The organism is Rhodococcus ruber (assembly GCF_016804345.1).
GTDB classification, from domain to species: Bacteria; Actinomycetota; Actinomycetes; order Mycobacteriales; family Mycobacteriaceae; genus Rhodococcus; species Rhodococcus ruber.
This window is the reverse complement of sequence record NZ_CP044211.1, coordinates 3,143,580-3,157,658: the sequence shown is the minus strand read 5'-3', so window position 1 is coordinate 3,157,658 and position 14,079 is coordinate 3,143,580. Positions and strand designations below refer to the sequence as shown.

The 14,079-nt window shown below is 72.7% G+C and carries 13 protein-coding genes; 2 read left to right on the top strand and 11 right to left on the bottom strand.

The features are described from left to right. Positions 1–138: 138 nt before the first annotated feature. From F1734_RS14555 to F1734_RS14520, 8 genes are all read right to left on the bottom strand, one after another. The gene (locus tag F1734_RS14555) at positions 139–1,578 is read right to left on the bottom strand and encodes a GuaB1 family IMP dehydrogenase-related protein (protein ID WP_203010724.1); all 1,440 of its coding nucleotides are present in this window, start codon (positions 1,576–1,578) and stop codon (positions 139–141) included. 10 nt (positions 1,579–1,588) lie between these two features. Next, positions 1,589–2,458 (bottom strand): DMT family transporter, encoded by an 870-nt coding sequence (locus F1734_RS14550; protein ID WP_010596512.1) that lies wholly within the window; start codon positions 2,456–2,458, stop codon positions 1,589–1,591. Positions 2,459–2,500: 42 nt separating this feature from the next. Continuing rightward, positions 2,501–3,952, bottom strand: coding sequence for an NADP-dependent phosphogluconate dehydrogenase (gene gndA / locus F1734_RS14545; RefSeq protein ID WP_010596511.1), 1,452 nt, complete (start codon positions 3,950–3,952; stop codon positions 2,501–2,503). Positions 3,953–4,022: 70 nt separating this feature from the next. Beyond that, a complete protein-coding gene (locus tag F1734_RS14540) occupies positions 4,023–4,976 on the bottom strand; it encodes a M56 family metallopeptidase (RefSeq protein ID WP_010596510.1) in 954 nt (317 codons plus the stop codon). Positions 4,977–4,993: 17 nt separating this feature from the next. After that, positions 4,994–5,416, bottom strand: a complete 423-nt coding sequence (locus tag F1734_RS14535) for a BlaI/MecI/CopY family transcriptional regulator (RefSeq protein WP_010596509.1) — start codon at positions 5,414–5,416, stop codon at positions 4,994–4,996. A 9-nt stretch (positions 5,417–5,425) separates the two neighbouring features. Next, the gene (locus F1734_RS14530) at positions 5,426–6,307 is read right to left on the bottom strand and encodes an ABC transporter ATP-binding protein (protein WP_048773831.1); all 882 of its coding nucleotides are present in this window, start codon (positions 6,305–6,307) and stop codon (positions 5,426–5,428) included. A 59-nt stretch (positions 6,308–6,366) separates the two neighbouring features. Continuing rightward, the gene (locus F1734_RS14525) at positions 6,367–7,464 is read right to left on the bottom strand and encodes a FecCD family ABC transporter permease (protein WP_203010723.1); all 1,098 of its coding nucleotides are present in this window, start codon (positions 7,462–7,464) and stop codon (positions 6,367–6,369) included. Next, the gene (locus tag F1734_RS14520; protein WP_010596506.1) at positions 7,461–8,879 is read right to left on the bottom strand and encodes a FecCD family ABC transporter permease; all 1,419 of its coding nucleotides are present in this window, start codon (positions 8,877–8,879) and stop codon (positions 7,461–7,463) included. The genes F1734_RS14525 and F1734_RS14520 overlap by 4 nt, the downstream gene beginning before the upstream one ends. 143 nt (positions 8,880–9,022) lie before the next feature. On the opposite strand from F1734_RS14520, the gene F1734_RS14515 reads away from it, so the two are divergent. Both F1734_RS14515 and F1734_RS14510 read left to right on the top strand, forming a co-directional pair. Beyond that, positions 9,023–9,742, top strand: a complete 720-nt coding sequence (locus tag F1734_RS14515) for a hypothetical protein (RefSeq protein WP_010596505.1) — start codon at positions 9,023–9,025, stop codon at positions 9,740–9,742. A gap of 214 nt (positions 9,743–9,956) precedes the next feature. After that, complete coding sequence (locus tag F1734_RS14510; protein WP_010596504.1) at positions 9,957–10,403, top strand: PaaI family thioesterase; 447 nt, start codon at positions 9,957–9,959, stop codon at positions 10,401–10,403. Positions 10,404–10,440: 37 nt separating this feature from the next. On the opposite strand, the gene F1734_RS14505 is transcribed toward F1734_RS14510, so the two are convergent. From F1734_RS14505 to soxR, 3 genes are all read right to left on the bottom strand, one after another. Then, positions 10,441–11,820: an NAD(P)/FAD-dependent oxidoreductase gene (locus F1734_RS14505; protein ID WP_026138129.1), complete on the bottom strand. Its 1,380-nt coding sequence runs from the start codon at positions 11,818–11,820 to the stop codon at positions 10,441–10,443. Positions 11,821–11,956: 136 nt separating this feature from the next. Then, entirely contained in the window at positions 11,957–12,988 is a 1,032-nt protein-coding gene (locus F1734_RS14500; RefSeq protein WP_017682306.1) for a tyrosine-type recombinase/integrase, read from the bottom strand. A 92-nt stretch (positions 12,989–13,080) separates the two neighbouring features. Further along, on the bottom strand, positions 13,081–13,536 hold the full coding sequence (soxR, locus tag F1734_RS14495; RefSeq protein WP_010596501.1) for a redox-sensitive transcriptional activator SoxR: 456 nt from the start codon (positions 13,534–13,536) through the stop codon (positions 13,081–13,083). Positions 13,537–14,079: the final 543 nt, after the last annotated feature.

The window sequence follows — 14,079 nt, the reverse complement described above, 5'->3', positions numbered from 1 at the left end:
CGAAATGATGGCGGCCGGAGGCCGTGTGGAAATGGTGGTGGGTGCCGCGGGCACCGGATTCCTCTCGTCGGGCCCGAGGTGCGGGCGTTCACGGTGAGGCATCATTCTACGGACCGTGTCCGGCCTCGTGCGGTGCGGTCACCATCCGGTCGGCAGGGGGCGTCCCTCGGCGAATCCGGCGGCCGACTGGACCCCGAGCACGGCGTGCGCGTGCAGGTCCTCGAGGGTGCGGGCACCGGCGTACGTGCAGGTGCTGCGCACCCCGGAGCAGATGTGGTCGATCAGGTCCTCGACGCCGGGCCGTTGGGGGTCGATGCGGATGCGGGAGGTGGAGATCCCTTCCTCGAACAGGGCTTTGCGGGCGCGGTCGAAGGCGGAGTCGTCGACGGTGCGGGCGGCGACCGCACGCTTGGAGGCCATGCCGAAGCTTTCCTTGTAGGGGTGGCCGGTCTCGTCGTAGCGCAGTTCGCCGGGCGATTCGTAGGTGCCGGCGAACCAGGACCCGATCATGACGTTGGCGGCGCCGGCGGCGACGGCGAGTGCGACGTCGCGGGGGTGCCGCACCCCGCCGTCGGCCCAGACGTGCGCCCCGAGGTCCCGGGCGGTGCGGGCGCATTCGGCGACGGCGGAGAACTGGGGTCGTCCGACACCGGTCATCATGCGGGTGGTGCACATGGCGCCGGGGCCGACGCCGACCTTGACGATGTCCGCGCCGGCGTCGAGCAGTTCGCGGGTGCCGGCGGCGGAGACGACGTTGCCGGCGACGAGGGGGACGGGCAGGTCCAGCGCCTTGATCCGTTTCAGGGCGTCGAGCATCTTCTCCTGGTGGCCGTGCGCGGTGTCGAGGACGAGCAGGTCGACGCCGGCGTCGACGAGCCCCGCGGCCTTGGCGGCGACGTCGCCGTTGACACCGACGGCGGCGCCGATGCGCAGGGCCCCGTCGGCGTCCACGGCCGGGGTGTAGATGCCGGCGCGGACGGCGCCGGTGCGGGTCAGGACCCCGGCGAGGGTGCCGTCGTCGTGGGTGAGCACGACCAGCGGGTCGTGTTTGGCTTCGAGCAGTGCGAACGCTTCCCGCGGCGACGAGCCGACGGAGGCGGTGGCGAAGTCGCGGATGGCGACCGCGCGCAGCCGCGCGAACCGGTCGACCTCGCGGCAGGAGCCGTCGGTGACGACACCGACGGGGCGGCGGTGGTCGTCGACGACGACGACGGCGCCGTGGGCGCGTTTGGGCAGGAGGGCGAGGGCATCGGAGACGGAGTCCTCGGGACCGAGGGTGACGGGGGTGTCGGCGACGAGGTGGCGGCTCTTGACGAACGCGACGGTCTCGGCGACGGTGCCGGCCGGCAGGTCCTGGGGGAGCACGACGAGTCCGCCGCGACGGGCGACGGTCTCGGCCATGCGGCGGCCGGACACGGCGGTCATGTTGGCGACCACGATGGGGATGGTGGTGCCGGAACCGTCGACGGTGGACAGGTCCACGTCGAACCGGGACGCGACGGCGGACCGGTTCGGGACGAGGAACACGTCGTCGTAGGTCAGGTCGTACGGGGGCTGGTGGCCGTCGAGGAAGCGCACCTGGCGAATGCTACGCGCCGGTGGCGTCGGGCGCGGTGAGCCGGGCCTGGCTGCGCGAGAGCGCCACCGTGGCGATCAGCATCACCGCGACCGAGGCGACGACCAGGGCGAGTCCCGGGCCGTCGACCCGGAGCCGTTCGTCGAGGACGGTCATGCCGAGGAAGACGGCGGCGAGGGGTTCGCCGATGGTGATCGCCGGCAGGGACGCGGCGAGCGGGCCGGCCTGGAAGGCGCGTTGCTGGAGGTAGACGCCGAGCAGGCCGGCGGTGAGCAGGGCCCAGGTCTGCCAGGCGCCGACCACGGGACGCAGGCCGTGTTCGAACAGGTCGGTGACGTACTTGGTGAACGCCACCGCCACGCCGTAGAGCAGGCCGCTGGCCGCGCCGAGTGCCATCGCCCGCGTGCCGGGGTCGTGGCCGAGCAGCCCGATCGCGGTGGCGGCGGACACGGCGGTGCACACCGCGCCGAGCGGGAGGACCCACTCGTGCCAGGGGGCGTCGATCTCACCGGCGGTGGGGTCGCCGACGACGAGGAACACCACGAGCGCCGCGCACAGGGCCGCCGCGGTCAGCCAGGTGGGGCGGGTGATGCGGGAGCCGGAGAACGCGGCGGACAGGGGCAGGGCGAACAGCAGCGACGACACCAGCAGTGGCTGGACCACCAGGACCGGCCCGAGGGCGAGGGCGGCGACCTGCAGCAGGTAGCCGCCGCCGTCGCCGACTACCCCGGCCCACCAGCGGGGGCTGCGGATCAGGGCGGCGACGAGGGACTCGCCGGCGGGGACGGCTTCGGCGGAGCGTTGCTGGGCGACGCTGGCCGCCGCGAACAGGAGCGCGGCGGCCAGCGCGCACACGACGGACGCCGTGACGGTGCCGCTCATGGGCACAAACTATGCCCTACCGGGGTGCCGGTGCGGGCGTGGTCAGGCGCGGACCTCGGTGCGGTCCCCGCTCCAGAGGGTGTGGAACTTGCCGTCGGCGTCGATGCGCTCGTAGGTGTGGGCGCCGAAGAAGTCGCGCTGGCCCTGGGTGAGGGCGGCGGGCAGGCGGTCGGCGCGCAGACCGTCGTAGTACGACAGCGAGGAGGCGAACGCGGGGACGGGGATGCCGAGCATGGTGGCGGTGGCGACGACGCGGCGCCAGCTGTCGATGCCGGCCTCGATGGCCTCGCGGAAGTAGGGGGCGAGGATCAGGCTGGGCAGCTGCGGGTCGGCGTCGTAGGCCTCCTTGATGCGGTTGAGGAACTGGGCGCGGATGATGCAGCCGCCGCGCCAGATGGTGGCCAGGGCGGCGCGGTCGACGTTCCAGCCGTGTTCGGCGCTGCCGGCGGCGATCTGGTCGAAGCCCTGCGCGTAGGCGACGATCTTCGACGCGTAGAGGGCGCGGCGGATGTCCTCGGTGAACTGGGCGGCGTCGGTGGGCTTGTCGCCGAGGGTGCCGGAGGCCAGGCCGCGGGCGGCGGCGCGCTGGGTGCGGGAGCCGGACAGGGCGCGGGCGAACACGGCCTCGGCGATGCCGGTGACCGGGACGCCGAGGTCGAGGGCGGACTTGACGGTCCAGCGGCCGGTGCCCTTCTGCTCGGCGGCGTCGACGATGACGTCGACGAGGGGTTTGCCGGTGCTCGCGTCGGTCTGGCGCAGGACGTCGGCGGTGATCTCGATCAGGTAGGACTCGAGGGTGCCGGTGTTCCATTCGGAGAACACGTCGGCGATCTGCGGGGCGTCGTGGCCGAGCGCGTCGCGCAGCAGGTGGTATGCCTCACCGATGAGCTGCATGTCGGCGTACTCGATGCCGTTGTGCACCATCTTCACGAAGTGGCCGGAACCGTCGGGGCCGATGTGGGTGCAGCACGGGGTGCCGTCGACGTGGGCGGAGATGGACTCGAGGAGCGGGCCGAGGGCCTCGTAGGACTCGGCGGGGCCGCCGGGCATGATCGACGGGCCGTTGAGGGCGCCTTCTTCGCCGCCGGAGATGCCGGCGCCGACGAAGTGCAGGCCGCGGGCGCGCAGTGCGGCTTCGCGGCGGATGGTGTCGGTGTAGAGGGCGTTGCCGCCGTCGATGATGATGTCGCCGGGTTCCATCGCGTTGGCGAGTTCGTCGATGACCGCGTCGGTGGCGTCGCCGGCCTTGACCATGACGAGCACCCGGCGCGGCTTCTGCAGGGCGGCGACGAACTCGTCGATGGTTTCGGTGCGTACGAAGTCCCCGTCGTCGCCGTGGGCTTCGAGCAGGGCGTCGGTCTTGGCGACGCTGCGGTTGTGCAGCGCGACGGTGTGGCCGTGGCGGGCGAAGTTGCGGGCGATGTTCGACCCCATGACGGCCAGGCCGGTCACGCCGATCTGGGCGCGGGGATTCTCGGTGCGTTCGACGGTCATGGGTACAGCTTCCCCCGAACCCGGACGGGATCGAAATCGGGGGCGTGCTACCGGTGCGGACGGCGGGGGGTCACCAGGCGCGCAGCAGGCGGCTCAGTTCGGTCAGCCACGGCACGGCGACCGCGATGGTGGGCACGACGAGGATGGCGGCGGCCGCGGTGTAGGCGGTCACGGCGGTGCGCAGGTCCGGGCCGGGTTCGGCGAGGCGCTTGACGCGCAGCACGGTGGAGGGGCCGCCGACGGCGAGGGCGCCCTGGGGGGTGCGGGCGCCGGCGCAGGCGACCAGGGCCCGGGCCAGCGGGGTGGGGCCGGTGACGCGCACGGCGGAGTCGTCGGCGAGCATCTCGACGAGCAGCTGCACCGAGCCGAGCGCGGACCGGGACCGTACCCACCGCGGGAAGGCCTCGTAGACGGCGGTGAACGCCTCGAGGACGAGGTCGTGCCGGGCCCGCAGGTGGGAGTGCTCGTGGCGGAGGATGGCGCGGATCTCATCGTCGGCGAGGTGGTCGAGGGTGCCTTCGCTGAGCACGACCCGGTGCCGCAGGCCCGGCAGGCAGTAGGCGACGGGTTCGGCGGTGTCGAGGACGCGCACGTGGGACAGCTGCCGCACCGAGGCGCCGCTGTCGCGCCGGTCGAGCAGATCGACGAGCATGCGGTGCCGGGCCCGGCGGCGGCGGGTGCGGACACCGACGCGCAGAATCGAATACATCAGCCGTGCACCGATGAGCAGGGTGAGGGCGAAGACCACGACGTAGGTCAGCCACAGGGGCAGGCCGAGCGCGTCGATCTCCTGGAGTGGGGCGGTGGTGGGGCGGCCGTCCTCACCGGGGACGAGCAGCAGCGATGCGATGGCCAGGCCGGAACTGAACGCGGACAGCACGGCCGCGAGCGCCACCGCCTGCCACAGCACGAGGGCGGGGCGGGGGTTGCGGTACGGCCAGGTGGCGCGGCTGAGCAGGGCCGGGACCGGCCCGGCCAGCAGCAGCGCGAGGATGCCGAAGACCAGCGCGGTGGTCGCGTTCATGGCACCGAGTGTGCCAGTCAGCTCGCCCGACCGGTACCCGGGTCGGCGACGGTGGGACGGGTGGGCCCGTCCTGCTGGGCCTCGAGCGCGGCGAGGGCCTCGCGCAGCGCGGCGGCCTCGTCGGGGTTGACACGCCCGATGAAGTGGACGAGGGCGGCGACCCGGCCGGCGGACTCGTCGGCCTGGTCGAGGGCGTCGACCATGAGGCTGGCGACGAGTTCTTCGCGGCCGTGCACCGGGACGTACCGGTGGGCGCGGTCGTCGCGCTGCTGGATGACGAGGTTCTTCTTCGCGAGGCGCTGGAGAACGGTCATGACGGTGGTGTACGCGAGGGAGCGCCGGGCGGCGAGGGCCTCGTGGACCTGCCGGACGGTCTGCGGTTCGGTGGAGGACCACAGGTGGTCCATCACTGCGCGTTCGAGTTCTCCGAGTGCTGCCATGACACGAGTTTACCGGGTCTCCGACGAGCGTGTCGTACTACCCGAAGTAGTACGTGTTCTCGTCCGCGGTCCGCCCGCCGTGCCGAACACGTGCCGGGTGCCGATCGGCACGACCAGCGGCCGGTCCGAGACCGGGTCGTCGATCACCGCCGCGTCGAGCGCGAACACCTCCCGCAGCAGCTCCTCGGTGATCACCTGCGCCGGCGGGCCCGCGCGCACGATCCGGCCCTCCTTCATCACCACCAGGTGGTCGCTGTAGCGGATCGCGAGATTCAGATCGTGCAGCACCATCACCACGGTGCGGCCGAGTTCCGCGTGCAGGCGGTCGACGAGGTCGAGGACCTCCACCGAGTGCGCCAGATCGAGATAGGTGGTCGGCTCGTCGAGCAGCAGCACGTCGGTGCCCTGCGCCAGCGCCATCGAGATCCATGCCCGCTGACGCTGTCCGCCGGAGAGCTGGTCGACCGGGCGGTCGGCGAGCTCGGTGATGCCGGTCCGGTCCAGTGCGACGGCGACCTCACCCTCGTCGTCGGCGGACCACTGCCGCAGCCACGACTGGTGCGGATGCCGCCCCCGGGCGACGAGGTCGGCGACGGTCAGGCCCTCCGGCGCCACCGGCGCCTGCGGCAACATCCCCAGCACCCGCGCGACGTCGCGGGTGCGCATCGAGGAGATCGCGTGCCCGTCGAGCAGCACGCTGCCGCGACGCGGGCGCAGCAACCGGGCCAGCGCCCGCAGCAGGGTGGACTTGCCGCACCCGTTGGGCCCGATCACGGTGGTGATCACCCCGGGGGGCACGGTCAGGTCCAGGCCGTCGACGATGAGCCGGTCGCCGTAGCCGAGCGCGAGGTCCCGCGCGACGAGCCGCGGCGGCGGGGCGGCGCTGTCCACGGCCTCGGATGGGGGCGCGGCGGTGGGCGCGGCGACGTCGTCGGTGCGGGGGATTCTGGTCACAGCGACACCTTCCGGTTCGAGCGCACGAGCAGATACAGCAGGAACGGACCGCCGAGGGCGGAGGTGACCAGGCCGACGGGCAGCGCGACGGGCAGCACCGTGCGGGCGAGGATGTCGGCGCCGGTGACCAGGGCCGCTCCGGTCAGGGCGGAGGCGATCAACGGCGGACCGGGGGAGCGCACGAGGCGCAGCGCGATCTGCGGGGCCGCGAGCGCGACGAACCCGATCGGCCCGGCCGCCGTGGTGGCGACACCGACCAGGGCGCAGGCGGACAGCAGCAACACCGCCCGCTGGGTCTGCAACCGCACGCCGAGCGACCGGGCCGTCTCGTCCCCGAGCCGCAGGGCACCCATCGTGAAGGCGGCGGTGGCGAGCCAACCGGTCAGGACGGCCAGCGCCACCGCCGTCGGCACGACCTGCGACCATCCGGCGCCGTTGAGCGACCCGGTGAGCCACACCTGCGCCTGGGACACGTCGTTGATGTCGGCCGAGACCAGCATCCAGTTCGTCAGCGCCACGAACAGCGCGTTGGCGCCGATCCCGATCAGCACCAGTCGGAAGCCTTCCACGCCGCCACGCCAGGCCAGGACGTACACCGCCGCGGCGGTGCACAGGGCCCCGCACAGCGCCGCGAGGGGCAACCCGAGCGCGCCGAGCATCCCGGCGAGCGTCCCGGAACCGGCGGCGACGATGAGCGCGACCGCGGCCGCGCTCGCACCGGCGGTGACGCCGAGGATGTCCGGGCTGGCCAGCGGATTGCGGGACACCGTCTGGGTCAGGGCGCCGGCGACGGCGAGCGCCGCGCCGACGAGCACCGCCGCGAGGCCCCGCGGCAGGCGCAGCTCCAGGACGATGAACCGGTCGAGTTGCTCCCCACCGCCGGCGAGCACCGAGACCACCTGCGGCACCGACAGCGGATAGTCGCCGCGGCCGAGCCCGACGCACAGCAGCAGGAACGTGGCCGCCACCAGAGCCAGGCACAGGAACACCGCGCGCGGTCGCCACACGAGCGAGAGCGTGCCGATCCGCAGTGCCGGCCGGGACGGGACCGTCGCCCGGGTCGGGCCGGTGCGTGCCGGCGCGGTGGCGGTCACAGGGCCACCAGCCGGCGCCGGCGCACGAGGGCGATGAAGAACGGTGCGCCCATCAGGGCGAGGACGATGCCGACCTGCAGCTCCCCGGGGCGGACCACGATCCGGCCGACGACGTCCGCCAGGACGAGCATCACCCCGCCGAGCAGCCCGGCGTAGGGGAGCAGCCAGCGGTAGTCCGGTCCGGTGATCGCCCGGGCGACGTGCGGGACCACGAGCCCGACGAAGGCGATCGGTCCGCAGGCCGCGGTCGCGGCGCCGGTGAGAAGGGTGATGGCGACGATGCCGACGGTGCGGGCGGCGACGACGTTCGTGCCCAGGGACCGGGCGACGTCCTCGCCGAGGCCGAGCACATTGAGGCCGGGTGTGTTCACCACGGCCAGCAGCAGTCCGGCCGCGAGGAACGGCAGCACCTGCCACAACACCTCGAGGTCGCGGCCGGCGACCGAGCCGACGATCCAGAACCGGTATCCGTCGAGCGTGGTCTGGTCGAGCAGCACCACCGCATGCGTCATCGCCTGCAGGAAGAACGCCACGGCCGCGCCGGCCAGGGCCAGGGTCAACGGTCCGGCGCGGCCGCCTCCGAGGGAGGACAACCCGAAGACCACGACACTGGCGGTGAGCGACCCGGCGAAGGCGAACCACAGGTACTGCCCGGGGGTGGCCATCCCGAGCAGGTAGATCGAGAGCACCACGAAGAAGGCTGCTCCGGCGTTGAGTCCGAGCAGGCCCGCGTCGGCCAGGGGGTTGCGGGTGTGACCCTGGATGAGGGCGCCGGCGACGCCGAGAGCGATGCCCACCACGAGTCCGAGCACGGTGCGCGGGATCCGCAGGGTGTGCACGATGACGTCGGTGTCGGAGCCGTCGTCGGTGGTGAGAGCGTGGACGACCTCGGCGATGGTCATCGGCCGGGCGCCGACGGCGATCCCGGCGAGCAGCACCACCGTCAGTATCGCGGCGATGGCCAGCAGACCGAGCAGGCGGCGACGGCGGACGGCGCCGACGCTCGTGTCGGCGGCGAGGGGGACGAATCCGTCGGCGGCCGCGACGCGCTCGGTGACGACCTCGGTGCCGCGGCGCAGGAGGGCGCGCCGCGCGCCGACCGGCCCGCCGTGGCCGCGGTCGCGGGTGACCAGTCCGGTCCACTGTTTGCCGAGGCTGCGTCCGGTGGTGCCTTCGCGGTGCCCGCGGTTGTACCACCACAGGCCGACGGTGACGGCGAGGGCCGTTCCACCGAAGACGACACGGTCGGTCTGTCCGCCGCCGTGGGCGTCGGACAGGGCGCGTACGAGCAGCACACCGACGACGGCGGGCACGGCGAGCAGACCCAGGTCGCCGGCTTCGGCGGCGAGACGGCGGGGGAGGGAGGGGGCGTCCGCGACGGGCGGCGGCGTCTCCGGGGGGCGGAGGGTGGTCACAGGCGGTGGGCTCCTCGGGGACGCGTACTCGGCCGAACGAAGGTTAGGTTACCGAAGCCTATCTTCCAGGCTTGCATCCCCCACGACGTAATGGCATGGTTAGGCTTACCTAATTGTGACGATCCGCCGATCGGGAGGTGTGGATGACAACCCTGCTGCCACCGAGATCCACCGCGGTGCAGATCCCCGCGTTCGAGGACACCGACGCCCGCCTGAGGCTGCTGATGCCGCACGCTCCCCGCGTCTACGCCGTCGCCCGCATCGACGACGAACCCCGCCGACGCTGGTGGCGGCTCGCCGACGCCGACCGGGACCGGCGGATCGCGCTGTTGTACGCCCGCGCGCTCGAGGACGTCGCGGACCCGCGGATCGCCGTCGACCAGGTGGCGGCCGCCCTCGTCCACGTCGTCGCGGGCCGGGTCCTCGCCCCCTATCTGCTCGAGGCGCGCTGCTGGGATCCCGGGCTCGAGAACCTGTGGATCCACCAGGACAGCGACGGCGGCATCGACTGGGCCGCGGTCGCGGACGACACCCTGCGTGTACTACCCGACGATCCCGCCGTCGCCGACGACGCGGTCGTCGTGCTGCCGTGCGAGGAGGCGCTCGCCCGGTGGACCGCCCACCGTGCCACCACGGCGCTGCGTGCCGTCCACGCGTCGCTGGCGCAGTGCGCCCCCGCCGAGCAACTGCGCCTGTGGTCCCTGCTCGGCCGCACCGTCGTGGCGGGCGCGGCGCAGCTCCCCGCCCTGGCCGGCACCTCCCGCACCGTCGCGGCGCGCCGCGGCCAGGTTCTGCTGGATGCGTTCCTGACGCTGGGGGTGCCGGTCCGCGGACTTGCTAAATTAGGCAAGGCTTACCTATAGTTACGAGGCGTTGCTACTGCCGGACCGCGCCGGAGTCCTGAGGGCTGCAGAGACCCCCGGTCCTTCCCACGGCGGGCCTCGCGTGCACCACGCGAGGCCCGCCGGCTCGTCCCGGCACTGCGTGCCGCCCGCGATGTCCTAGCATCCCTTCCAGACCCGGCGACCGGCGCCGGGCCCGCGCCAGGGAGCTGGCACGACCCGGACGGAGTGACACATGACCGATCTGCCCACCCAGGAACAACTCTCCGACCCCGCGGCCGTCACCGCCCAGCACAACGACGGCTTCGGGTCCGTCCTCGGCCTCGAGTTCACCGAACTGAGCCCCGACCGGGTCCGCGCCCACTGGACCGTCACCCCGAACCAGCACCAGCCGTTCGGCATCGTCCACGGCGGCGTCTACTGCGCCGTCGTCGAATCCGTCGCCAGCTTCGCCGGCAGCATCTGGCTCGGCGACCGCGGCAAGGTGGTCGGCGTCAACAACAACACCGACTTCATCCGCGCCACCCGCGACGGGGTGCTCACCGCCACCGCCACCCCCATCCAGCGCGGACGCAGCCAGCAGCTGTGGCAGGTCGCGATCACCGACGAGCAGCACCGCACCGTCGCCCACGGGCAGGTGCGCCTGGCCAACATTCTCGATCCCGACGCCCTGGGCAACTGACCTGCGCCGCGGGCCTCGAGCCCCCGGCGCCCGCCGCTCAGCCCGCGGCGCGTCGCCCGGCGCTGCCGCGCTCGGCCTCCTCGGTACGCCGCTGCAGCCGGTCGATCGCGTTGCGGGCAAACACCTGCTGCTCCGTCGAGGCCATCTCGTTGCGGCCCCGGGTCAGGAACGTCGTCGCCCACGACAGCAGGGTCGACAGCTTGCTCGAGAAGCCCACCAGGTACAGCAGGTGGATCCCCAGCCAGGCCACCCAGCCGACGAACCCGCTGATCTCGAGCTTGCCGACCTTCGCGACCGCGCTGAACCGGCTGATCGTGGCCATCGACCCCTTGTCGAAATACTTGAATGGCTTGCGTTCGGCCGGATCGTGACCGGACAGGCCCGCCACGATCTGCCGCGCCGCGTACTTGCCGCCCTGCATCGCCACCTGCGCCAGGCCCGGCAGCTTGTCCAACGACATCATGTCGCCGATGACGAACACATTCGGATGACCGGGCAGCGACAGGTCCGGATTCACCAGGACCCGGCCCGCCCGGTCGATCTCGGCGCCGGACTGCTCCGCGAGCCGGCGGCCCAGCGGACTCGCCGACACGCCCGCCGACCACACCTTGCACTGCGATTCGATCCGGCGCTCGGTGCCGTCCTTGTCCTTGACCGTCAGGCCCGTCGCATCCACGTCGGTGACCATCGCGTTGAGCTGGATCTCCACCCCCAGCTTCTCGAGGGTCTGGCGGGCCTTGGCGCTGAGCTTGCCCCCGTACACCGGCAACACGTCCGGTGCCCCGTCGAGCAGCACCACCCGGGCGGCCGCCGGATCGATGTTGCGGAACGCGCCCCGGAGCGTGTGATGGGACAACTCGGCGATCTGTCCCGCGAGTTCCACCCCGGTCGGTCCCGCCCCGACCACCACGAACGTCAGCAACCGGCGCTGCTCGGCCGGGTCCTCGGCCAGCTCCGCCTGCTCGAACGCCCCCAGGATCCGGCCCCGCAACTCGAGCGCGTCGTCGATCGTCTTCATGCCGGGCGCGAACTCGGCGAAGTGGTCGTTGCCGAAATACGACTGGCCCGCCCCGGCGGCCACGATCAGACTGTCGAACGGCGTGACCGTCTCCCGCTCGAGGAATCGGGACGTCACGGTCTGCCGCGTCAGATCGATCGACTCGACGTCGCCGAGCAGTACCTGGGCGTTCTTCTGCTTGCGCAGCACCAGCCGGGTCGGCGGCGCGATGTCACCCACCGACAGGATGCCCGTCGCCACCTGGTACAGCAGCGGCTGGAAGAGGTGATGGGTGGTCCGAGCGACGACGGTGACGTCCACGTCGGCACGTGCGAGGGCCTTGGTAGCGAACAGACCCCCGAATCCGGATCCGATCACCACCACATGGTGACGACGTGGCTCAACCGACTGGATGCTCATTCCGTGCTCCTCGATGTCTCGGGTCGACCGGGCAACCGGTGGCGGAGGAGCAGCGGGGCTCCCGCGCCGCCCCCAGTCTGTCAGCTATACCCACTCGCCACAGGCTTACGCGTCCCGTGACCGCGCCGCCCCGACGTCACTCGCGCCGGTCCAGCAGCCCGTAGACCGGGTTGTGCCGGGCGGCGTGCCGGACCGCGTCGTCCGTCGCCGAGGTGTAGATCTGCACGGTCTGCAGTGACCGGTGGCCGAGCAACTGCTGCAGCTCCACCATCGTCGCCCCGCCGTCGGCCAGGCTGGTGGCGAAGGTGTGCCGCAGCGCGTGGGCGAGGGCGCCGCGCTTGCGCTCGCTCTCGATGCCCGCCATCCGGTACATCCGCCGCACCCGGTACTGCAGGGTGCCGCGCGTGATACGCCGGCCGTCGGCGCCGACGAACAGCGGATCGGCCGGGGGATAGCGCTCCCACACCGCGAGTGTCTCGTCGTCGCCGCGCCGGGGCCGATGCGTCGGCGGGAACCGGGTGTAGCGCTCCTCGAGATACGCCGAGACGATCGCGGTCCAGCTCTGCTCGAGCGGGATCTGCCGCTCCACGGTGCCCTTGCCCATCACTCGCAGCACGGGGGCACGGGTGCCGCCGAGCACGCTGCCGAGGTCGAGGCGGATCAGCTCCTCCGAACGGATACCGGTCAGCAGCAAGGTCGCGATCAGCGCCAGGTCGCGCTGCGGCCACTCCCGGCCCGAGGCGGCCGGGCGCTGCGCCTCGACGGTGAGGGTGTCCACGAGTTGCCCGATCGCCTTGGGCGTGAACGACTTCGGGGTGTGCTGGGGGCGCTTCGGCTGGGCGATCGACGCCATCGGGTTGCCCTCCGACACGCCTTCGGAGACCAGGAAGTTGCAGAAACTGTTCCACACCGACCAGGCCCGCCGCACCGACGCCGGCTGCCGCTCCCGCGCGAAGGCGGCGAACGCCGAACGCATCGCCCGGATCGTGATGTCCTGCACGCACAGCTCGTCCGGGGCGACCGAGAGGCGGACGGCGAGTTCCCCGCACACCGCCTGCAGATCCAGCCGGTACGCCTTGATCGTGTGCGCGGACCGCTTCGCCGTCTGCAGCGTCTCGAGGTACGCGGCCACCCAGTCCAGCAACCCCGGATCCACCCGGCCCGTCATGACCCTCCCCGCATCCCGGTCGTACACCTGTGCGATACCAGTGTGACATCCGGGGCCGACGGGAACGGTGCGACCCGGCGGGCGGCCACGGCCTACCGGTGTGACCCGGCCCCGCCCAGGCGCTGGGGTCCCGGGCCCCGGGCGCCCAGCACATCGCCGGGGTTGGCCAACGGGCACGACGCCAGGCTCAGGCAACCGCACCCGATGCACTCGGTGAAACTGTCCCGCAGGGCGGTGAGGGCCTCGATCCGCTCGGTGAGCCGGTCGTGCCACTGCCGCGACAACCGCGCCCAGTCCGCCGCGGTGGGCACCCGGCTGTCCGGCAGCGAATCGAGCGCCTCCCGGATCTCGTCGAGGGAGACCCCCACGCCCTGCGCGACCCGGATGAAGGCCAGGCGACGGAGCGTGTCGCGCCGGTAGGTGCGCCGGTTCCCCGAGGTGCGTCTGCTCTCGATCAGGCCGCGGGCCTCGTAGTAGTGCAGCGCGGACACCGCCACCCCCGACCGGGACGACAGCTCGCCCGGGGTCAACCACACGTTCGGCGGCATCGCCGTTCCTCCCGAATCCGGGGCCGGCCCCACGGACCTGCCGTTCGTCGAACCGACTGTACGACGAGGGGAGCGGGCCGGCGACGTCGCCGATCCACCCGTCGAGGGGGAGGTGGTGGTGGTGGTGTGCGACGGCCCGCGCCGGGACATCGCGGGCGGCGTGGGCGCGGCGGTCCGGGGGCCGGGGGCGGGGAACGAATCGGGGCGTGCTGAGGCCCGGCGTTGGCGGCGGCGTCGTGCCGGGAATGCGCGCATGCTCGCGCGCCGTGGGCGTGTGATGGATAACGGTGATTATCCATCAGTATTGTTATCAGCAATAGGTGAGTGGGTCCGCACGGGAGTGCTCGACGGGGAGAGGGCCTCGTCCGGCCCACGCAGGACGGGCGCCGACGGGTCGCGCGGTGCCGACCGACACGCCGGACGACCGCCGGTGCGAAGCGGCGATCCGGTCGATCGACGAGACGACGCGGGCGACCGGCCGGACGCCGCGCCGCCGGCCGACGGTGCGGCGAGGCCGGACGCGTCCGCCGGGGGCACTCCGGT

What these genes read in the sequence shown, in the direction of transcription:
- F1734_RS14535 (WP_010596509.1), bottom strand. Translation starts at nt 5,416, where the DNA reads ATGGCAGCACTCGGAGAACTCGAACGCGCAGTGATGGACCACCTGTGG.
- F1734_RS14500 (WP_017682306.1), bottom strand. Translation starts at nt 12,988, where the DNA reads ATGACGGGCCGGGTGGATCCGGGGTTGCTGGACTGGGTGGCCGCGTAC.
- gndA (WP_010596511.1), bottom strand. Translation starts at nt 3,952, where the DNA reads ATGACCGTCGAACGCACCGAGAATCCCCGCGCCCAGATCGGCGTGACC.
- F1734_RS14505 (WP_026138129.1), bottom strand. Translation starts at nt 11,820, where the DNA reads ATGAGCATCCAGTCGGTTGAGCCACGTCGTCACCATGTGGTGGTGATC.
- F1734_RS14540 (WP_010596510.1), bottom strand. Translation starts at nt 4,976, where the DNA reads ATGAACGCGACCACCGCGCTGGTCTTCGGCATCCTCGCGCTGCTGCTG.
- F1734_RS14515 (WP_010596505.1), top strand. Translation starts at nt 9,023, where the DNA reads ATGACAACCCTGCTGCCACCGAGATCCACCGCGGTGCAGATCCCCGCG.
- F1734_RS14510 (WP_010596504.1), top strand. Translation starts at nt 9,957, where the DNA reads ATGACCGATCTGCCCACCCAGGAACAACTCTCCGACCCCGCGGCCGTC.
- soxR (WP_010596501.1), bottom strand. Translation starts at nt 13,536, where the DNA reads ATGCCGCCGAACGTGTGGTTGACCCCGGGCGAGCTGTCGTCCCGGTCG.
- F1734_RS14550 (WP_010596512.1), bottom strand. Translation starts at nt 2,458, where the DNA reads ATGAGCGGCACCGTCACGGCGTCCGTCGTGTGCGCGCTGGCCGCCGCG.